Origin of the sequence: Kitasatospora terrestris (assembly GCF_039542905.1) — a bacterium.
GTDB lineage: Bacteria > Actinomycetota > Actinomycetes > Streptomycetales > Streptomycetaceae > Kitasatospora > Kitasatospora terrestris.
This window is the reverse complement of the sequence record NZ_BAABIS010000001.1, coordinates 4,705,228-4,721,972: the sequence shown is the minus strand read 5'-3', so window position 1 is coordinate 4,721,972 and position 16,745 is coordinate 4,705,228. Positions and strand designations below refer to the sequence as shown.

The 16,745-nt window shown below is 74.8% G+C and carries 13 protein-coding genes; 6 read left to right on the top strand and 7 right to left on the bottom strand.

The annotated features are described in order from the left end of the window. Positions 1–6: 6 nt before the first annotated feature. On the top strand, positions 7–1,125 hold the full coding sequence (gene serC, locus ABEB06_RS21875; RefSeq protein ID WP_345698569.1) for a phosphoserine transaminase: 1,119 nt from the start codon (positions 7–9) through the stop codon (positions 1,123–1,125). A gap of 142 nt (positions 1,126–1,267) precedes the next feature. Here serC and ABEB06_RS21870 read toward each other — a convergent pair whose 3' ends face one another. Continuing rightward, complete coding sequence (locus ABEB06_RS21870) at positions 1,268–2,179, bottom strand: AraC family transcriptional regulator (protein WP_345698568.1); 912 nt, start codon at positions 2,177–2,179, stop codon at positions 1,268–1,270. A 98-nt stretch (positions 2,180–2,277) separates the two neighbouring features. On the opposite strand from ABEB06_RS21870, the gene ABEB06_RS21865 reads away from it, so the two are divergent. Continuing rightward, the gene (locus ABEB06_RS21865) at positions 2,278–4,047 is read left to right on the top strand and encodes a glycoside hydrolase family 35 protein (protein ID WP_345698567.1); all 1,770 of its coding nucleotides are present in this window, start codon (positions 2,278–2,280) and stop codon (positions 4,045–4,047) included. 18 nt (positions 4,048–4,065) lie between these two features. Here ABEB06_RS21865 and thpR read toward each other — a convergent pair whose 3' ends face one another. Continuing rightward, a complete protein-coding gene (thpR, locus tag ABEB06_RS21860; RefSeq protein WP_345698566.1) occupies positions 4,066–4,656 on the bottom strand; it encodes an RNA 2',3'-cyclic phosphodiesterase in 591 nt (196 codons plus the stop codon). A gap of 81 nt (positions 4,657–4,737) precedes the next feature. Between thpR and ABEB06_RS21855 the strand changes: the two genes are divergently transcribed. After that, entirely contained in the window at positions 4,738–5,247 is a 510-nt protein-coding gene (locus tag ABEB06_RS21855; RefSeq protein ID WP_345698565.1) for a GNAT family N-acetyltransferase, read from the top strand. Positions 5,248–5,313: 66 nt separating this feature from the next. On the opposite strand, the gene ABEB06_RS21850 is transcribed toward ABEB06_RS21855, so the two are convergent. The 3 genes from ABEB06_RS21850 to ABEB06_RS21840 form a co-directional block, all read right to left on the bottom strand. Next, complete coding sequence (locus ABEB06_RS21850) at positions 5,314–6,687, bottom strand: MFS transporter (RefSeq protein WP_425559793.1); 1,374 nt, start codon at positions 6,685–6,687, stop codon at positions 5,314–5,316. 179 nt (positions 6,688–6,866) lie between these two features. After that, positions 6,867–7,301 carry a MarR family winged helix-turn-helix transcriptional regulator gene (locus ABEB06_RS21845; RefSeq protein ID WP_345698563.1) on the bottom strand — a complete coding sequence of 145 codons (435 nt, stop codon included), beginning with the start codon at positions 7,299–7,301 and terminating at the stop codon, positions 6,867–6,869. A 75-nt stretch (positions 7,302–7,376) separates the two neighbouring features. Beyond that, a complete protein-coding gene (locus ABEB06_RS21840; protein WP_345698562.1) occupies positions 7,377–7,922 on the bottom strand; it encodes an FHA domain-containing protein in 546 nt (181 codons plus the stop codon). 176 nt (positions 7,923–8,098) lie between these two features. Between ABEB06_RS21840 and ABEB06_RS21835 the strand changes: the two genes are divergently transcribed. Further along, the gene (locus ABEB06_RS21835; protein WP_345698561.1) at positions 8,099–8,581 is read left to right on the top strand and encodes a hypothetical protein; all 483 of its coding nucleotides are present in this window, start codon (positions 8,099–8,101) and stop codon (positions 8,579–8,581) included. 185 nt (positions 8,582–8,766) lie between these two features. On the opposite strand, the gene ABEB06_RS21830 is transcribed toward ABEB06_RS21835, so the two are convergent. Beyond that, positions 8,767–10,203: an NCS2 family permease gene (locus ABEB06_RS21830; RefSeq protein WP_345701936.1), complete on the bottom strand. Its 1,437-nt coding sequence runs from the start codon at positions 10,201–10,203 to the stop codon at positions 8,767–8,769. A 265-nt stretch (positions 10,204–10,468) separates the two neighbouring features. Between ABEB06_RS21830 and ABEB06_RS21825 the strand changes: the two genes are divergently transcribed. Both ABEB06_RS21825 and ABEB06_RS21820 read left to right on the top strand, forming a co-directional pair. Further along, complete coding sequence (locus ABEB06_RS21825; protein WP_345698560.1) at positions 10,469–10,744, top strand: DUF2530 domain-containing protein; 276 nt, start codon at positions 10,469–10,471, stop codon at positions 10,742–10,744. Between the two features lie 60 nt (positions 10,745–10,804). Then, positions 10,805–13,342, top strand: a complete 2,538-nt coding sequence (locus tag ABEB06_RS21820; RefSeq protein WP_345698559.1) for an HAD-IC family P-type ATPase — start codon at positions 10,805–10,807, stop codon at positions 13,340–13,342. Positions 13,343–13,385: 43 nt separating this feature from the next. On the opposite strand, the gene ABEB06_RS21815 is transcribed toward ABEB06_RS21820, so the two are convergent. After that, on the bottom strand, positions 13,386–16,694 hold the full coding sequence (locus ABEB06_RS21815; RefSeq protein ID WP_345698558.1) for a sacsin N-terminal ATP-binding-like domain-containing protein: 3,309 nt from the start codon (positions 16,692–16,694) through the stop codon (positions 13,386–13,388). Between the last annotated feature and the right edge of the window lie 51 nt (positions 16,695–16,745).

Sequence of the window (16,745 nt, the reverse complement as noted above, 5' to 3'; positions counted from 1 at the left end):
GCGTCCGTGGCTCAGATTCAGATCCCCGCCGACAATCTGCCCAACGACGGCCGCTTCGGCTGCGGCCCCTCCAAGGTGCGCCCCGAGGCCCTGAGTGCCCTCGCCGCCACCGGAACCTCGCTGCTGGGCACCTCCCACCGTCAGGCCCCGGTCAAGAACATCGTCAAGCGCGTCCGCGAGGGCGTCGCCGAGCTGTTCTCGCTGCCGGAGGGCTACGAGGTCGTCCTCGGCAACGGCGGCTCCACCGCGTTCTGGGACATCGCCGCCTTCGGCCTCGTCCGCGAGAAGTCCCAGCACCTCAACTTCGGTGAGTTCTCCTCGAAGTTCGCGTCCTCGGTGAAGGCCGCCCCGTGGCTGGCCGAGCCGACCGTGATCAAGAGCGAGCCGGGCACCCACCCGCTGCCGGTCGCCGAGGCGGGCGTGGACGTCTACGCCCTCACCCACAACGAGACCTCCACCGGTGTCGCCATGCCGATCCGCCGCCCCGAGGGCGCGGACGCCGGCTCGCTGGTCCTGGTCGACGCCACCTCCGGCGCCGGCGGCCTGCCGGTGGACATCCGCGAGACGGACGTCTACTACTTCGCCCCGCAGAAGTCCTTCGCCTCCGAGGGCGGCCTGTGGCTGGCCGCCTTCTCCCCGGCCGCCCTGGAGCGCGCCGCCGAGATCGCCGCCTCCGGCCGGTACGTCCCGCCGTTCTTCGACCTGCCGACCGCGATCGACAACTCGTCGAAGGACCAGACCTACAACACCCCGGCGATCGCCACGCTCTTCCTGCTGGCCGACCAGCTGGAGTGGCTGAACGGCCAGGGCGGTCTGGACTGGGCCGTGGCGCGGACCGCCGAGTCCTCCTCGATCCTGTACTCCTGGGCCGAGAAGTCCTCCTTCGCGCAGCCGTTCGTGGCCAAGCCGGAGGAGCGCTCGCAGGTCGTCGGCACCATCGACTTCGACGACTCGGTCGACGCCGCGGCGGTCGCCAAGGCACTGCGTGCCAACGGCATCGTCGACACCGAGCCGTACCGCAAGCTCGGCCGCAACCAGCTGCGCATCGCGATGTTCCCGGCGGTCGACCCGGCGGACGTCGAGAAGCTCACCGGCTGCATCGACTACGTGGTCGAGCAGCTCTGACCCCGGCACGTGCAGAAGCCCCCGCCACCGGCGGGGGCTTCGCTCATTTCCGGGCCAGCGAGCTGATGATCACCACGACGAGCAGCAGCACCAGGGCGCCGGTCACGATCCGCATGCGAGTCTTCGGGTCCACGCTCCGAGGTTAGTCGGTCGCCCGGCGGGCCTCGGCACTGGCCCGTTCCGGGCCGTACAGCTCGGTGAGCTCCTCGGCGAGCTCGTCCCGGCCGACCGGGCGCAGCTGGCCGTCGCCCCGGTACTGCTGGGCCCGGAAGACCGAGGGCGCGACGCCGACCCGGCGGGTGAAGATCCGGGTGAAGTACGCGGCGTCCTCGTAGCCGACCCGGCGGGCGACCGAGGCGACCGGCAGCTCGCTGGCGGCGAGCAGCTGCTTGGCCTCGGTGAGGCGGACGGTCAGCAGGTACTCCTTGGGCCCGACCGCGCCGACCGCCTGCACGGCCCGGCGCAGCTCGGCCACGGTCATCCCGGCCCGGCGGGCGTGCTCGGTGACCGGGATCGGCAGGAAGGCGTCCCGGCGCAGCACCTCCAGCACCGGTGCGCCCTCCGGGTCGAGGTCGGCCCGGTGGCGGCGCAGCTCGACCAGCAGCTCGTGCACCCCGGCGGCGGCCTCCACGCCGGTCAGCGGGCCGCCGCGGCGGCAGGCGGCGGCGACCTTGGCGATCACCCGCTGGGCGGGCTCGGCGGCGGTCAGCGGCACCACCTCGGCCTCCGGCAGCAGGCCGAGCTCGGCGTACGCGGCGGTGGCGGTGCCGGTGAAGTCCACGAACCCCTCGGACCAGCCCCCCGCGTCCGGCGCGTAGTGGTGCGGCACGCCGGGCCGCAGCCAGATCGCGGCGGGCGCGGTGACCGGCTGCCGGACGCCGTCCGGGGTGGCGTACCAGCCGCGGCCGGTGCTGACCACCACGGCCACCCAGTGGTCGAGGGTGCGCGGGCCGACGGTGGGCAGCCGGCCGCGCTGCAGGCCCACGCCGAGGCACGCCAGCCCGGTGCCCAGCTGGAGCGGGCCCGGTGTCAGGTAATGCCACCAACGCTCCACGTCACGTCCTTCCCGAGGTTCGGCGCCCCACGACAATCCAACACGCCGCAGGGCTTTGTCCATGGCTCCGGCCTGCACCTTCCCGCAGGCTAGGAGGCATGCTCACCTACGACTCCACCGGTTTCCGACTCGACGGGCGGGGCTTGCGGATCCTGTCCGGGGCCATGCACTACTTCCGCACCCGCCCCGAGCAGTGGCCGCAGCGGCTGGCGGCGCTGCGCGCGATGGGCCTGAACACGGTCGAGACGTACGTGCCGTGGAACCTGCACGAGCCGGCCGAGGGCCGCTTCGAGCGGATCGAGGAGCTGGGCGCCTTCCTGGACGAGGCCGCCCGGCAGGGCCTGTGGGCGATCGTCCGGCCCGGCCCGTACATCTGCGCGGAGTGGGACAACGGCGGGCTGCCCGGCTGGCTGACCGCCCGCGCGGGCCGGCGCGCCCGCACCTCGGATCCGGCGTACCTGGCCGCCGTGGACGCCTTCTTCGACGTGCTGCTGCCGCAGGTCGTGGAGCGCCAGCACGGACGGCCGGGCGGCAACGTGCTGATGGTGCAGGTGGAGAACGAGTACGGCTCGTTCGGCAGCGACGCCGCGTACCTGGCGCACCTGGCCCGGGGGCTGCGCGAGCGCGGCGTCACCGTCCCGCTGTTCACCTCGGACGGGCCGGAGGACCACATGCTGGCCGCCGGCGCGGTGCCCGGGGTGCTCGCCACGGTGAACTTCGGCTCCAACCCGGAGGAGGCGTTCGCGCTGCTGCGCCGGCACCGGCCGGAGGACCCGCTGTTCTGCATGGAGTACTGGAACGGCTGGTTCGACCACTGGGGCAAGCCGCACCACGGCCGGGACGCCGCCGACGCCGCCGACACGCTGCGCCGGATCCTGGCCGCCGGCGGCTCGTTCAACATCTACATGGCGCACGGCGGCACCAACTTCGGCACCACCGCCGGCGCCAACCACGCGGACGAGCCGTTCAACTCCACCGACTGGACGCGCTCGCCGTACCAGCCGGTGACCACCTCGTACGACTACGACGCCCCGCTCGACGAACGCGGCCTGCCCGCGGGCAAGTTCGAGCCGTTCCGGCAGGTGATCGCCGACTTCGCCGCCGAGCACCCGGACGAGGCGCGCTACTTCGACGACCGGGCGGCCAAACTCCCCGCGCCGGCGCCGGTGCTGGACGCCACCTCGATCGAGCTGACCGAGTTCGCGGCGCTGCCGTTCGAGCCGGCGGTGGACTCCCCGGTGCCGCCCACCTTCGAGGAGCTCGGGCTGGAGCACGGCCTGGTCCGCTACACCGCGCGGGTCCCCGCGCTCAGCTCCGAGCAGCCGCTGGCCGTCGAGGGGCTGCGCGACCGCGCCACCCTCTGGCTGGACGGCAAGCGCACCGCCGCACTGGAGCGCGGCGTCCCCGCCCCGCCGGTCACCGCCCCCGGCGGCACCGAGGTCCGGCTGCTGGTCGAGTCACTCGGCCGGGTCAACTACGGGCCGCAGGTCGGCGAGACCAAGGGCATCACCGGCGGCGTCCGGCACGAGCGCCAGTACCTGCACGGCTGGCGCGCCGAGGCCTGCCGGCTGGAGCCGCTGCCCGCCGCGGAGTGGACCGACGGCGCGCCCGCGTCCGAGACCCTGGCCCGCGGCGTCCTCGACCTGACCGCGACCGGCGACACCTTCCTCGCCGTCCCCGGCGGCGGGCACGGCTACCTGTGGGTCAACGGTTTCCTGCTCGGCCGGTACGACGCGATCGGCCCGCAGACCACCCTGTACTGCCCGCAGCCGCTGCTCCGCGCGGGCCGCAACGAGATCACCGTCCTGGAACTGGGCGACGCGGCCCCGGGCACGGTCGAACTGCGCGCCGCCCCCGAACTCGGCTGAGGCCCGCGGCCCGGCCCGTCACGCCTCCCACCTGGCCAGCGGCCAGGACCTGAGCGAGGTGTACCGGGCCGGGCCGTAGCCGAACTCGCTGCGCATCAGGTGCAGCGCGCCCGCCTCCCACTCTCGGCCCTGCCAGCCCTCCAGCGCCGCCGCCATCAGCCGCAGCTCCCCCGCGGCCAGGCGGCGCACCGCGCGACGCGTGCCGTGCGAGGAGCCCGCCCGGGCGAGCGTCAGGTGCGGATGGAAGCCGTGCCGGTCCGACTCGGCCCCGGCCTCCTCCACCGCCTCCCGCACCCCCTCCGCGAGCCGTCGCAGCGCCCACGTCTCGCCGTCCACGCCGACCCACAGCACCCGGTCGCCGAAGCAGCCCGCGCCCGCCAGCCGCAACCGGTGCGCCCCGTGCTCGGACGCCACCCGCTCCAGCCGGTCGGCCATCGCCTCGACGTCCGCGGCCGGCACCTCGCCCAGGAACGCCAGCGTCAGGTGCCAGCCGTCCGGCTCGCTCCAGCGCAGCCGGTCCGCTCCGGACAGCCCGTGCAGCGGCGCCGCCGCGTCGGAGAGCTCCTGCAACGCCTCGACCGGCGGGTTGACCGCCACGAACAGCCTCATGGCCCCATCCTGCCCGGCCCGCGGGGGACCGGCCCGGGTCGACCTGGCCCGTGGGGGACCGGCCCGGGTAGAACTGACCGCATGAAGATCCGCACGGGTGGCCCCGACAGCGCCGACGACGTCCTCGCCCTGCTCGACGCCGCCGTCCGCTGGCTCGCCGCCCGGGGCCGCACCGGCCAGTGGGGCGAGCAGCCCTGGAGCACTCGGCCGGGGGCCGCCGAACGGATCCGCGGGTACGCCCGCGACCACCTGCTGCGCATCGCCGAGGACGAGCACGGCCGCACCGTCGGCGCCTGCGTCCTCACCACGGACGCCCCCGACGGCATCCCGCCCGCGGACGGGCCGGAGCTCTACGTCCGCTGGCTGGTCACCGACCGCGGGCACCGCGGTCTCGGCGCCGTCCTGGTCGCCGACGCCCTCGACCGGGCCCGGGAGCGCGGCCGCCGTCTGCTGCGCGTCGACTGCTACGCCGGTGACGACGGCGCCCTGGTCGCCCAGTACGAACGCCTCGGCTTCACCCGCACGATCTCCTTCACCGAGGACAGACCAGCGGGCCCCTGGCCCTGCCAGGTCCTGGAACTCCCGCTCTGAGCCCGCTCCCCGAGCCCCGACCGGGGCGCGGGGAGCTGCCCGAGCGACCACCGACCTGCCGTCGGCTCACCGCAGCGCGAAGACCCGGCCCGCGTGCAGGTCGACCCGCAGCTTCAGCCCCGCCGCGCGGGCCAGCACCACGCCGACCGCACCCGCCGCCAGCGCCGACACCAGGCCGCACGCCAGCAGGCCGAACCGGGGCCCGTACACGTCCGTCACCCAGCCGACCACCGGCGCGCCGATCGGCGTCCCGCCGGTGAAGACCAGCACCAGCAGGCCCATCACCCGGCCCCGCATCGCCGGGTCGGTCCCCAGCTGCAGCGCCGCGTTGACCGAGGTGTTGAAGGTCAGCCCGAACACGCCGATCAGCGTGAGCAGCACCGCGAACGTCCAGTACCCGGGCGCGAAGGCGGCCAGCACCTCCAGCGCGCCGAACGCCAGCGCCGCGGCCACCAGCCGCCGCAGTCGCGGCGCCCCGCGCCGCGCGGCGAGCAGCGCCCCGGCCAGCGACCCCACCGCCATCGCGGTGTTGAGCAGCCCGTACTCGCCGGCGCCGACGTGGAAGGTGTCGTACGCGAACCCGGAGAGCAGGGTCGGGAAGTTGAAGCCGAACGTCCCGATGAACCCGGCCAGCACCATCGGCCAGAGCAGTTCCGGGCGCTCCTTCACGTAGCGCAGGCCCTCGCGGAGCTGGCCCCCGGCGCGGGCCACCGGCTCGGTCGGGCGCAGTTCGCCCTCCCGCATCGCCAGCAGGCCGCCGATCACCGCCGCGAACGACAGCGCGTTCACGGCGAACGCCCAGCCGCTGCCGACCGCGGCGATCAGCAGACCGGCGACCGCCGGTCCGATCAGCCGCGCCGTCTGGAAGTTGGCGGCGTTCAGGCTGACCGCGTTGGACAGGTCCTTCGGCGGCACCATCTCGCTGACGAACGCCTGCCGCGTCGGGTTGTCGACCACCGTGACCAGGCCCAGCAGCAGCGCGAACACGTACACGTAGCCGGCGGTGACCACGCCGGTGACGGTCAGCACGGCCAGCCCGGCCGCGAGCAGGCCCATCGCGCCCTGGGTGGCGACCAGCAGGCGCCGCTTGGGCAGCCGGTCGGCGAGCACGCCGCCCCACAGGCCGAGCAGCAGCATCGGGAGGAACTGCATCGCGGTGGTCACACCGACCGCGAAGGGGCTGCCGGTCAGGCTCAGCACCAGCCAGTCCTGGGCGATGCGCTGCATCCAGGTGCCGGTGTTGGAGACCACCTGGCCGGCGAAGTAGTAGCGGTAGTTGCGGATCCGGAGGGAGGAGAACATCCCTCCGGGGCGGGTGAACCTTCCACCCGTCGGAGCGGCGGGGACCGCCGCGGTGCGTTCGTCGGGGTCGTCGTCGCCGGCGCCGGGCAGGCCCACGGGTGCGGGTGCGCGGTCCTCGGCGGCAGCGGAGGGGTCCACTGCGGGTTCGGTGGCGGAGTCGTCGGTGCGGATGGCGGCGGCAATCGTTGCGGCCGGTGTCACGGTGGTCTCCCCTCGGCGCGCGGCGGCCCGTTGTCCGGCCGTCGCGCCACGTTCGTTCGCTGTCGGTCCTGCGGTGATGCGGTGCTCCTTCTTCCGTGCCGGTGCGATGTCCGTGCCTACAGGTGCGCGAGCTTGTACAGCACCGGCGCCGCCTCCTTGAGCTGGGCCCACTCCTCGTCGGTGAGGCCCTGCGCCAGCTCCGCCAGCCAGGCGTTGCGGCGCCGTCGGCTCTCGTTGAGGATCTCCTCGGCCTGCTCGGTGCTGCTGACGACCACCTGCCGGCGGTCCTCGGGGTGCGGCTCGCGCCGCACCAGCCCCTTCTCCTCCAGCATCGCGATGATCCTCGTCATCGACGGCGGCTGGACGTGTTCCTTGCGGGCGAGCTCGCCGGGTGTGGCCTTGCCGCACCGGGCGAGCGTGCCGAGCACCCCGATCTCGGTGGGGCTCAGCGACTCCTCGACCCGCTGGTGTCTCAACCGGCGGGCCAGGCGCATCGCGGACGACCTCAGCTGGCTGATCGCCGCCAGGTCGTCCTCGGACATCTCGGGCATGTCCTTAGCCTACGTCATTACCCAGGCTAAAGAAAACCGATTAACGATCACCCGGGCCGCCGGGGCGCCGGACGGTCAGTCCGTGGTCAGCTGGAACGCCAGGCGGCCGAACCGCACCCGGTCACCGGCCCGGACCACGACCGCGCCGGCGACCCGGCGCTCGTTCACGAAGGTGCCGTTGCTGGAACCGAGGTCGTACAGCACCCAGTCGCCGAACTCGCGCCGCAGCTCCGCGTGCAGCCGGGAGACGGTCGCGTCGCCGAGCCGCAGGTCGGAGCCGGTCATCCGGCCGATCCGCAGCACCGTCACAGCCGGGCCGGGCAGCCGGAGGCCGGGTGCCTGCTCGGCCTCCCAGGTGTGCCGCAGCCGCACGTTGAGCGCCGACACCTTGGCCACCGTCCGCAGCAGCAGCCGCGAGAACGGGCCGTAGGTGTCCAGGTCGCCGACCACGTCGGCGAGCTCGGCCCGGCTGCGGGCGGCGAGGACGAGTTCCATCCGGCGGACGAAGGTGTCGTGGGAGAGCCGCCCGCTGCCGACGCCTTCGCGCAGCGCGTCCAGGGCGCGGTCCCGCTCGGCCTCGGAGGGTCGGGCCAGCTGGGTGCGGAACTCGATTGACGCCATGACAGGGATTGTCCGCGCCCCAGGTCAGCCCTGTCCAGAAGAACGCCGCGAGCCGACCCCGCCGGGACTGAACTCCCCTCCCGGCGGGCAGATCCCGGGGGTCCGGCCCGGCACCGGCGCCGGGTCCGCGCCGGGCCGCTCCGGGCCGCGCCCGGCCGGCGGGAGCAGGAGGCAGCATGACCGTGGTCGCCGTCACCGGCCACCTCGACCTGCGCGGGGAGACCGTCCGGCTGGTCCGGGACGCCCTGCTCGAACTGCTCGCCGGGCACCGCGCCGACGGGCTCACCGGGGTGTCCTGCCTGGCGCCGGGCGCGGATGCGCTGTTCGCCGACGCGGTCCTCACTCTCGGCGGCCGGCTGGAAGTGGTGCTGCCCTCCCCCGCGTACCGCGCGACCGCCGTGCCCGAGGACTACGCCCCCGAGTTCGACCGGCTCTGCGACCGTGCCGCCGACGTGCTCGTCCTGCCCGAACCCGCCCCCGGTCCCGCCGCGTACGTCGCCGCCAACGCCGAACTGCTCCGCCGCGCCGACCGTCTGGTCGCCGTCTGGGACGGCCTGCCGGGCGCCGGCCCGGGCGGCACCGCCGACATGGTCGCCGCCGCCCGCGCCGCCGGCCTCCCCGTCGACCGGATCTGGCCCCCGGGCGCCGGCCGCGGCTGACCCCGCCGCCCACCGCGTCAGGCGACCGCGCGGCCGTCCGCGACCAGCAGGTGCGCCACCGCCGGGGCGACCGCTCGGGCTCAGGCCTCCTCGTCGGCGTGGGACCGGGGGCGCTGGGCCGGCCCGCCGCGGGAACGCCGAACGGCCCTCCCCGCAGCGCGGGAAGGGCCGTGGTGCGGGGGCCGTCAGAGCAGGCCGAGGGCCGGCATCAGGTAGTAGAAGAGGAAGACGCCGGCGACGGCGTACATCGCGACCGGGACCTCGCGGCCGCGGCCGGCGGCGACCCGCAGGATGCAGAAGGCGATGAAGCCGATGCCCAGGCCGTTGGTGATGGAGTAGGTGAACGGCATCATCACGATGGTCAGGAAGGCCGGGATCGCGATGGTGTAGTCCGCCCAGTCGATCTCCGTGACGGAGTTCGCCAGGATCAGGAAGCCGACGGTGACCAGGGCCGGGGTGGCGGCCTGGGCCGGGACCATGGTGGCGAGCGGGGTGAGGAAGAGCGCCACCAGGAAGAGCGCGCCGGTGACCAGGGAGGCGAAGCCGGTGCGGGCGCCCTCACCGACACCGGCGGTGGACTCGACGAAGCAGGTGTTGGCGGAGGCCGAGGTCGCGCCGCCGGCCGCGGTGGCGATGCCGTCCACCATCAGGATCTTGTTGATGCCGGGCAGGTCGCCCTTCTCGTCGAGCAGGTGCGCCTCGTCGGCGACGCCGAGGATGGTGCCCATCGCGTCGAAGAAGCAGGACATCAGCACGGTGAAGACGAAGAGGACGCCGGTGAGGACGCCGACCTTGCCGAAGCCGCCGAACAGGCTGACCTGGCCGACCAGGCCGAAGTCCGGGGCGGCGACCGGGTTGCCGGGCCAGGCCGGGACGGTCAGGCCCCAGGCGGAGGCGTCGAGGTGGACGACCTGCTGGATGACGACGGCGACGACGGTCATCGCGGCGATCGAGATCAGGATGGCGCCCGGGACCTTGCGGATCAGCAGCACCAGGGTGAGCACCAGGCCGAGCACGAAGACCAGCACCGGCCAGCCGAGCAGGTGTCCGCCGGTGCCGAGCTGCAGCGGCACGGTGGTGTGGGCGGCGTCCGGGATGCGGCTGACGAAGCCGGCGTCGACCAGGCCGACCAGGGTGATGAACAGGCCGATGCCGATGGCGATGGCCTTGCGCAGGCCGAGCGGCACCGCGTTCATGACGCGCTCGCGCAGTCCGGTGGCGACCAGCAGCATGATCGCGAAGCCGGCCAGGACGACCATGCCCATCGCGTCCGGCCAGGTCATCCGGGGCGCGAGCTGGAGCGCCACGATGGTGTTGACGCCGAGTCCGGCGGCCAGGCCGATCGGGACGTTGCCGATGACGCCCATCAGCAGCGTGGTCAGGCCGGCGGTCAGCGCGGTCGCGGTGACCAGCTGGGCGCTGTCCAGGTGCACGCCGTTCATGTCCGTGGCGGAGGCCAGGATGATCGGGTTGAGCACCAGGATGTACGCCATCGTGAAGAAGGTGGCGACACCGCCGCGGAGCTCGCGGGGCAGCGAGGAGCCGCGCTCGGAGATGCGGAAGAAACGGTCCAGGGCGCCGGCGGGGGGCTTCGGGGAGTCCTGGGACGGCTCGGGCGACATGGAGGTCGACTGGGCCTGCGGAGACATTCGGGTGTCCTCGTCGAGTGGGGGCGAAGAGAGGAGACTCGGTGCCCGAGCAGCGGTGGCCGGGACCGCCGGGGCCCAGGGGGATGGTCGCGGAGCCAACCGGACTCCCCAGTATGAGTTTCCGGTCGTGCACGCGCCATCTTCGCGCGTAGATGAAACCCCTTACGGTCAACCCCGATCGCAGTTCGACTCCGCCGCCTCTGCCGGGCCGCCCGGCGCGCCCCGTACGCTAGGCCCCATGCCGAAGACCGCCCTGCGCCCCGCTCCCCCGCCGCTCGAGGTGAACGACGTCGCCATCGTCGCGGGCGGCACGGTGCTGTGGTTCGTCGGCTTCCTGGCGCTGCTGCCGTTCCAGAGCGCGCTGTCGGAGCACGGGCACGGCACCTGGCCGTGGATCTGCCTGTCCGGGGGGCTGCTCGGCCTGATCGGCGTCTGGTACTGCCGCGCCCGCCGGGACGCGATCCGCCGGGACCGGGCGGCCCAGGCGCAGACCGCGGAGCAGCAGGCCGACTGACCCACCCGGAAGGCCTCAAATCGGGGCGTAGCGGACAGTCGCGCCCCTAGAGTCGGTGCCATGACGCTCCCTGCGGACGGCCCCGACGCGGACGGCACCGACCACACCCGCTCCGGCGCGCACGCGACCGGGCTCGGCACCGGGCACTCCACCGGTCTGAGCGCCGCGGAGGTCGCCGAGCGGGTGGAACGCGGGCAGGTGAACGACGTCCCGGTGCGCTCCAGCCGCTCGGCCCGGGAGATCGTCCGGGCCAACGTCTTCACCCGGTTCAACGCGATCATCGGCGTGATGTTCGGGATCATCCTGGTGGTCGGCCCGATCCAGGACGGCCTGTTCGGCCTGGTGATCGTCGCCAACACGGCGATCGGCATCGTCCAGGAGCTGCGCGCCAAGCGGACCCTGGACAGCCTGGCGCTGATCGGTGAGGCCCGGCCGCAGGTCCGCCGGGACGGGCGGGCGGTGCAGGTGCCGAACTCCGAGATCGTGCTGGACGACACCGTGCTGCTCGGCACCGGCGACAAGGTGGTGGTGGACGGCCTGGTCAGCGAGGCGGACGGCCTGGAGATCGACGAGTCGCTGCTGACCGGCGAGCCGGACCCGGTGCTCAAACGGCCGGGCGACGAGGTGATGTCCGGCTCCTTCGTGGTCGCCGGGGCCGGCGCGTTCACCGCGACCAAGGTCGGCCGGGAGGCGTACGCGGCGCAGCTGGCCGAGGAGGCCAGCCGGTTCACCCTGGTCAGGTCGGAGCTGCGCAGCGGCATCAACGACATCCTGCGGATCATCACCTACCTGCTGGTCCCGACCGCGATCGGCCTGATCATCAGCCAGCTCGCGGTGCAGGGCAACGACTGGCGCGAGGCGGTGCGCCGGATGGTCGCCGGCATCGTGCCGATGGTGCCGGAGGGGCTGGTGCTGCTGACCTCGGTGGCGTTCGCGATCGGGGTGATCCGGTTGGGCCGCAGGAAGTGCCTGGTGCAGGAGCTGCCCGCGATCGAGGGCCTGGCCCGGGTGGACACCGTCTGCCTGGACAAGACCGGCACGCTGACCGAGGGCGGCATGGACCTGGTGGAACTGCGGCCGCTGGAGCCCGGCCGCCGGGGGCTGCCGGCCGCCGACGGCCGGCTGCGGCCGGGTGCGCCGTCGGCCGACCGGATCTTCGCCGACCGCGCGGTGCTCCAGCAGGCCCTGGGCGCCATGGGCGGCGCGGACGCCCGCCCGAACGCCTCCATGCAGGCGGTGATCGACGCGTACGGGGCGCCCGAGGGCAGTGGCACGGGCAACGGCGCGGGCGGCGGCGAGGAGGGCGGTTGGCGGGTGCTGGAGGCGATGCCGTTCTCCTCGGCCCGCAAGTGGAGCGGGGTGCAGCTGCTGGAGCCGCAGGGCGGCGAGGCGAGCTGGCTGCTGGGCGCGCCGGACGTGCTGCTGCCGGCCGGCGACCCGGTGCTCGCCGACGTGGACGAGCTGGGCGCCAAGGGCCTGCGGGTGCTGCTGCTGGGCCGCAGCCCGGTGCCGCTGGACGCGCCGGACCCGGCCGCGGACCTGGAGCCGCTGGCCCTGGTGGTGCTGCAGCAGCGGCTGCGTGACGACGCGGCCGACACCCTGCGCTACTTCGAGGGCCAGAACGTCCGGGCCAAGGTGATCTCCGGTGACGCGGCGGTGTCGGTGGGCGCGGTGGCCGCGCACCTGGAGCTGCCCGGCGCGGAGACCGCGCTGGACGCCCGGACGCTGCCCGAGGACGCCGAGGAGCTGGCCGAGGCCGCTGACCGGACGGCGGTGTTCGGCCGGGTGACGCCGCAGCAGAAGCGGCTGCTGGTGGGCGCGCTGCAGTCGCGCGGGCACACGGTGGCGATGACCGGCGACGGCGTCAACGACGTGCTGGCGCTGAAGGACGCCGACATCGGCGTGGCGATGGGCACCGGTTCGGACGCCACCAAGGCGGTGGCGCAGATCGTGCTGCTGGACGACCGCTTCGCGACCCTGCCCTCGGTGGTGGCCGAGGGCCGCCGGGTGATCGGCAACATCGAGCGGGTGGCCAACCTGTTCCTGGTGAAGACGGTCTACTCGGTGCTGCTGGCCCTGCTGGTGGTGATCACCCAGGTGCCGTACCCGTTCCTGCCGCGGCACTCCACGGTGCTGTCCACGCTGACCATCGGCGTGCCGGCGTTCTTCCTGGCGCTGGCGCCCAACAACGAGCGGGCCAGGACCGGCTTCGTGCGACGGGTGCTGCGGCTCGCCGTGCCGGGCGGGATCATCGCCGGCACCGCGACCTTCACCGCGTACATGCTGGCCCGGGCCAACCACGACACCGACCTGGAGGCGGACACCAGCGTGGCGACGCTGACCCTGTTCCTGGTGGCGATCTGGGTGCTGGCGATCGTGGCCCGGCCGTACACCTGGTGGCGGCTGCTGCTGATCGGGACGATGTGCTTCGCCTTCGCCCTGGTGCTGTGGGTGCCGTGGCTGTCGGACTTCTTCCAGCTCTCGCTGGCAGGGGTGCGCGACCCGTGGCTGGGCGTGGCGATCGCGGCGGTCGCGGGCGTCCTGCTGGAGGTGGTCTGGCGGGTGGTGGTGCTGCGCACGAACGGCGAGGAGCGGTAGCCGGGAGCGCCCTGCAGGCGGAGGGGGCGCTCCCGGCGGACGGCTACTCGTAGTCGCGGGCGGCGAGGAGCTCGTACGCGCGCTCGGGTTCGCTGAGCGCGGCGAGGACCTCGAAGCGGCGGTGCCACTGGCCGACCGACCAGGCCAGGCCGGCGGCGAGGCCTTCGGGGGTGGCGGCGTGGAGGAGCCCGGGGACCGGCGGGACCTCGAACTCGTCGTCCTCGTCGCCGGCCTCGGCGTGCTCGGGCTCGTAGGGCAGTTCGGGGGCGGTGGCGGCGGTGTCCCAGCGCCAGCCGACGTGCGCCTCCTCGCCGTCCGGGCCGACCACCAGGAGTTCGTCGTGCTCCTCGTAGACGGCGGGGCAGCCGGGCAGCAGTTCCCGCACGACGGCGGGGACGCGGTGCAGGGCGCCCTCGGAGAGGACCCGGCCGCCGGCGACCTCGCTGGCCAGCGAGACGTGCAGCCGTTCGGCCAGGTCGGCCGCCAGGGAGGGCTCGACGGGCAGCACGGGGTGGCCGTGCAGCAGCTCGACCAGGTCGGGCGCGTCGGCCACCACGGCCCGGGAGGCGTCCACGACGACGGTCACGTCGTCGCGGCGGCCGGTCGCCTCGTCCAGCGGGGCGAGGGCCCGGACCACGTCCAGGGCCTCCACCCGGTCGAGCGGCAGCCGGGCCAGCGCGGTGTAGATGCCGTGGAGCTGGCGGTGGGTCACCTCGGCATCGGCGTCGACCAGCCGGTCGACCACCTCCTCGGGGCCGTGCGGCTCGTCGAGCAGGGCGGCGAGCGTGGTGCGCACGCCGAGGGCGTGCAGGAACTGCGGGTCGAGCGTGGTGCGCGCCTCGTCGTAGAGGCCGCGCAGCAGCGGGTCGGCGCCGGCGGCGCGCAGCCCGGCGGGTTCGCGGCCGTCCAGCACCGGGTGGTCGCGCAGCCACCAGGCGGTGTACGAGGGCAGGTCGACGTAGCGGCCGTCGGGCAGCAGGGTGCGGACGGGGGCGACCACCGCGTCCCGGTAGGGCGGCCGGGAGAGCAGGGCGAGCGCCTCGGGCCAGGCGGCGTCGTGGACCAGGTCGAGGTCGCGGACGGCGAGCAGTTCGGCCGCGACCGGGGGGACGCCCAGCTCTCCGGCATCGTCGGCGTGCAGGGCCTCCAGGGCGTCCTCGCACCAGTCCGCGAGGCCGTCCGGCGCCTCGTCGATCAGGCCGGTGGGGGCGCCGCCGGCGGCCCGGTCGGCGGGGACGGTCGGGTCCAGGCGCTCCAGGTCGTCGGGGTCGAGCACCACGTCCTCGGCGCGGACCAGCACGAAGGAGGCCAGCGCGCCGGCGGCGGCCAGCACCTCGGGGCCCCAGCGGTCGTACAGGTCCTCGTCGACGTAGGCGGCGTCGTCCTCGCGGGCGAGGGCGGCGAGCGGGCTGTCGGGGAGGATCAGCTCGCCGGCCCGGGTGAGTTCGCCCTCGTCGTCGGGCAGGGCGAGCCGGGCCAGCCAGGGGTGCTCGCCGACCGCCGGGGCGGCCGCCCTGACCAGGGAGAGCACGGCGTCCGCGAGGTCCACGGCGGCGTCGAAGTCGTCCTCGCCGAGTTCCAGCGAGCGGGCGACGGCGGCGCGCACCTCGGGGGTGTCCAGCACCCCGGCGGGGGTGGCGGTGCCGGCGCCGAGCTTGGCCAGCAGCGGGTGCGCCGCCTCGGGGTGGGCCAGGCGCAGGTCCAGCAGGGCGAGCGCGTCGGACAGGGACTGCGGGTAGCCCTCGAAGCCCTCCCAGTCGGCGGCGTCCGAGGGCAGCAGCACCCGGCGCGGGCCGGTGACCGTGCGGCCGTCGGCGAGCGGGACGGGCAGCGCGCCGAGCGCCTCCGGGTCGGCGCCGGCCAGGCCCGCGTACAGGTTGCGCCACCAGGCCGGCTCGCGCTCCAGGCCGCCGAGCTGGTCGACCACCTCGGCGAGCGGGACGCGCCGCACGTCCAGCGCGCGCAGTTCGGCCCGGCGCTCCAGGCCGGCCGGCAGCAGCCCGGGGAAGATCGGCGCCAGCGCCTCCACCACGGCGTGGTCGGCGCCCTCCAGCAGCGTCGCGTCGCGCGGCTGCAGCGCCGGGGCGCCCTCCTCGACGCCCTTGGGGTGCGGCAGGAACGGGGTGGCCGGCAGCCGGTGCAGGATCGCGGTGCGCAGCGCGTTGTCGAGGGCGCCCCGGCCGAGCGGGGCGGGCACCAGCGAGAGCGAGTGGACATCGGCGCCGCGGGCGCGCAGCAGCCCGGCGTAGGCGTCGGCGGCTCGCTCGGTGAGGAAGTCGGTCAGCGGGCCGGGTGCGACGTGCCGGCGGGTGGAGTCCAGCGGGTACCCGGCGATCAGCAGTGCGGGCACGCCGAGCGGCTCGTCGCTGGGCGTCGGGGCGTGCACCACCGGGGTGGTGCGCGGCGTCTGCGGGTGGCCGGCGTGGTTGACCGGGACGGCCCAGGTGATGCTCCAGTACGGGCGGGCCCGCTCCTCGGTGGGGCGGTCGGCGAGCAGCGCCGGGTCGATCGCGCCGGCGGCGCTGACCGTCTGCCAGACCGTCCGGGTGTCGCCGTCGGTGACGGTGACCGTGGTGATGCCGTCCGGGTGCTGCGGGTCGGTGGCCCGGGTGAGGGTGCGCGTCCCCTCGGGCGTCTCGACGGTGATCTCCGCCAGGCCCGGGAGGGTGAGCAGCAGCGCGTCGTCGATCTCGGCGAGCAGCCGCCTGGTCAGGTCGGTGGCGGCCGCGTCGCGCAGCGGCAGCACCACCACCGTGTCGTAGCCCGCCGGGGCGGCGCCCTCGGCGGGGAACGGCAGGCGCAGCAGCGGGACGTGGCCCTCGCGGCGGCGCAGCTCCTCGGCGAGCTCCGGGCGGGCCCCGGTCAGCTCGTACGCCTCCGCGAGGGACCAGCGGACGCCGCCGTGCGAGGACAGCACGGCGGGCTCGTCGGTCACCGCGAGCACGGAGGAGAAGCCGACGCCGAAGCGGCCGACCGTGCCGCGGCCCCCGTCCCGGTCGTCCGCGGCGTCGCGCTTGGCGGAGGCGCGCAGGGTGGACAGCGACTCGACCGCGGCGGCGTCCAGCGGGGCGCCGGTGTTGGCGGCGGCCAGCACGCCGTCGTGCAGGGTCAGCCGGAGCCGACCGGGGAGGGTGCCGGCGCGGGCGGCCGCGTCGGCGGCGTTCTGCGCCAGTTCGACGACCAGCCGGTCGCGGTAGCCGCCGAGGGCCAGCTCCTCCTCGGCGTTGGCGTCCTCCCGGAACCGGGCCGGCGCGGCGCTCCACGCCTCCAGCACCCGCCGGCGCAGCCCGGCGGTGTCGAAGACGTCCGCCACCTGCTCGTCCGTCCCACTGCCGATGATCCGAGGCTCCACTGACCCGCCCTTCGCCAACCCGCACGCTGCGTACGGCCGCATTGTCGCAAA

What these genes read in the sequence shown, in the direction of transcription:
- ABEB06_RS21865 (WP_345698567.1), top strand. Translation starts at nt 2,278, where the DNA reads ATGCTCACCTACGACTCCACCGGTTTCCGACTCGACGGGCGGGGCTTG.
- thpR (WP_345698566.1), bottom strand. Translation starts at nt 4,656, where the DNA reads ATGAGGCTGTTCGTGGCGGTCAACCCGCCGGTCGAGGCGTTGCAGGAG.
- ABEB06_RS21855 (WP_345698565.1), top strand. Translation starts at nt 4,738, where the DNA reads ATGAAGATCCGCACGGGTGGCCCCGACAGCGCCGACGACGTCCTCGCC.
- ABEB06_RS21845 (WP_345698563.1), bottom strand. Translation starts at nt 7,301, where the DNA reads ATGCCCGAGATGTCCGAGGACGACCTGGCGGCGATCAGCCAGCTGAGG.
- ABEB06_RS21840 (WP_345698562.1), bottom strand. Translation starts at nt 7,922, where the DNA reads ATGGCGTCAATCGAGTTCCGCACCCAGCTGGCCCGACCCTCCGAGGCC.
- ABEB06_RS21835 (WP_345698561.1), top strand. Translation starts at nt 8,099, where the DNA reads ATGACCGTGGTCGCCGTCACCGGCCACCTCGACCTGCGCGGGGAGACC.
- ABEB06_RS21830 (WP_345701936.1), bottom strand. Translation starts at nt 10,203, where the DNA reads ATGTCGCCCGAGCCGTCCCAGGACTCCCCGAAGCCCCCCGCCGGCGCC.
- ABEB06_RS21825 (WP_345698560.1), top strand. Translation starts at nt 10,469, where the DNA reads ATGCCGAAGACCGCCCTGCGCCCCGCTCCCCCGCCGCTCGAGGTGAAC.
- ABEB06_RS21820 (WP_345698559.1), top strand. Translation starts at nt 10,805, where the DNA reads ATGACGCTCCCTGCGGACGGCCCCGACGCGGACGGCACCGACCACACC.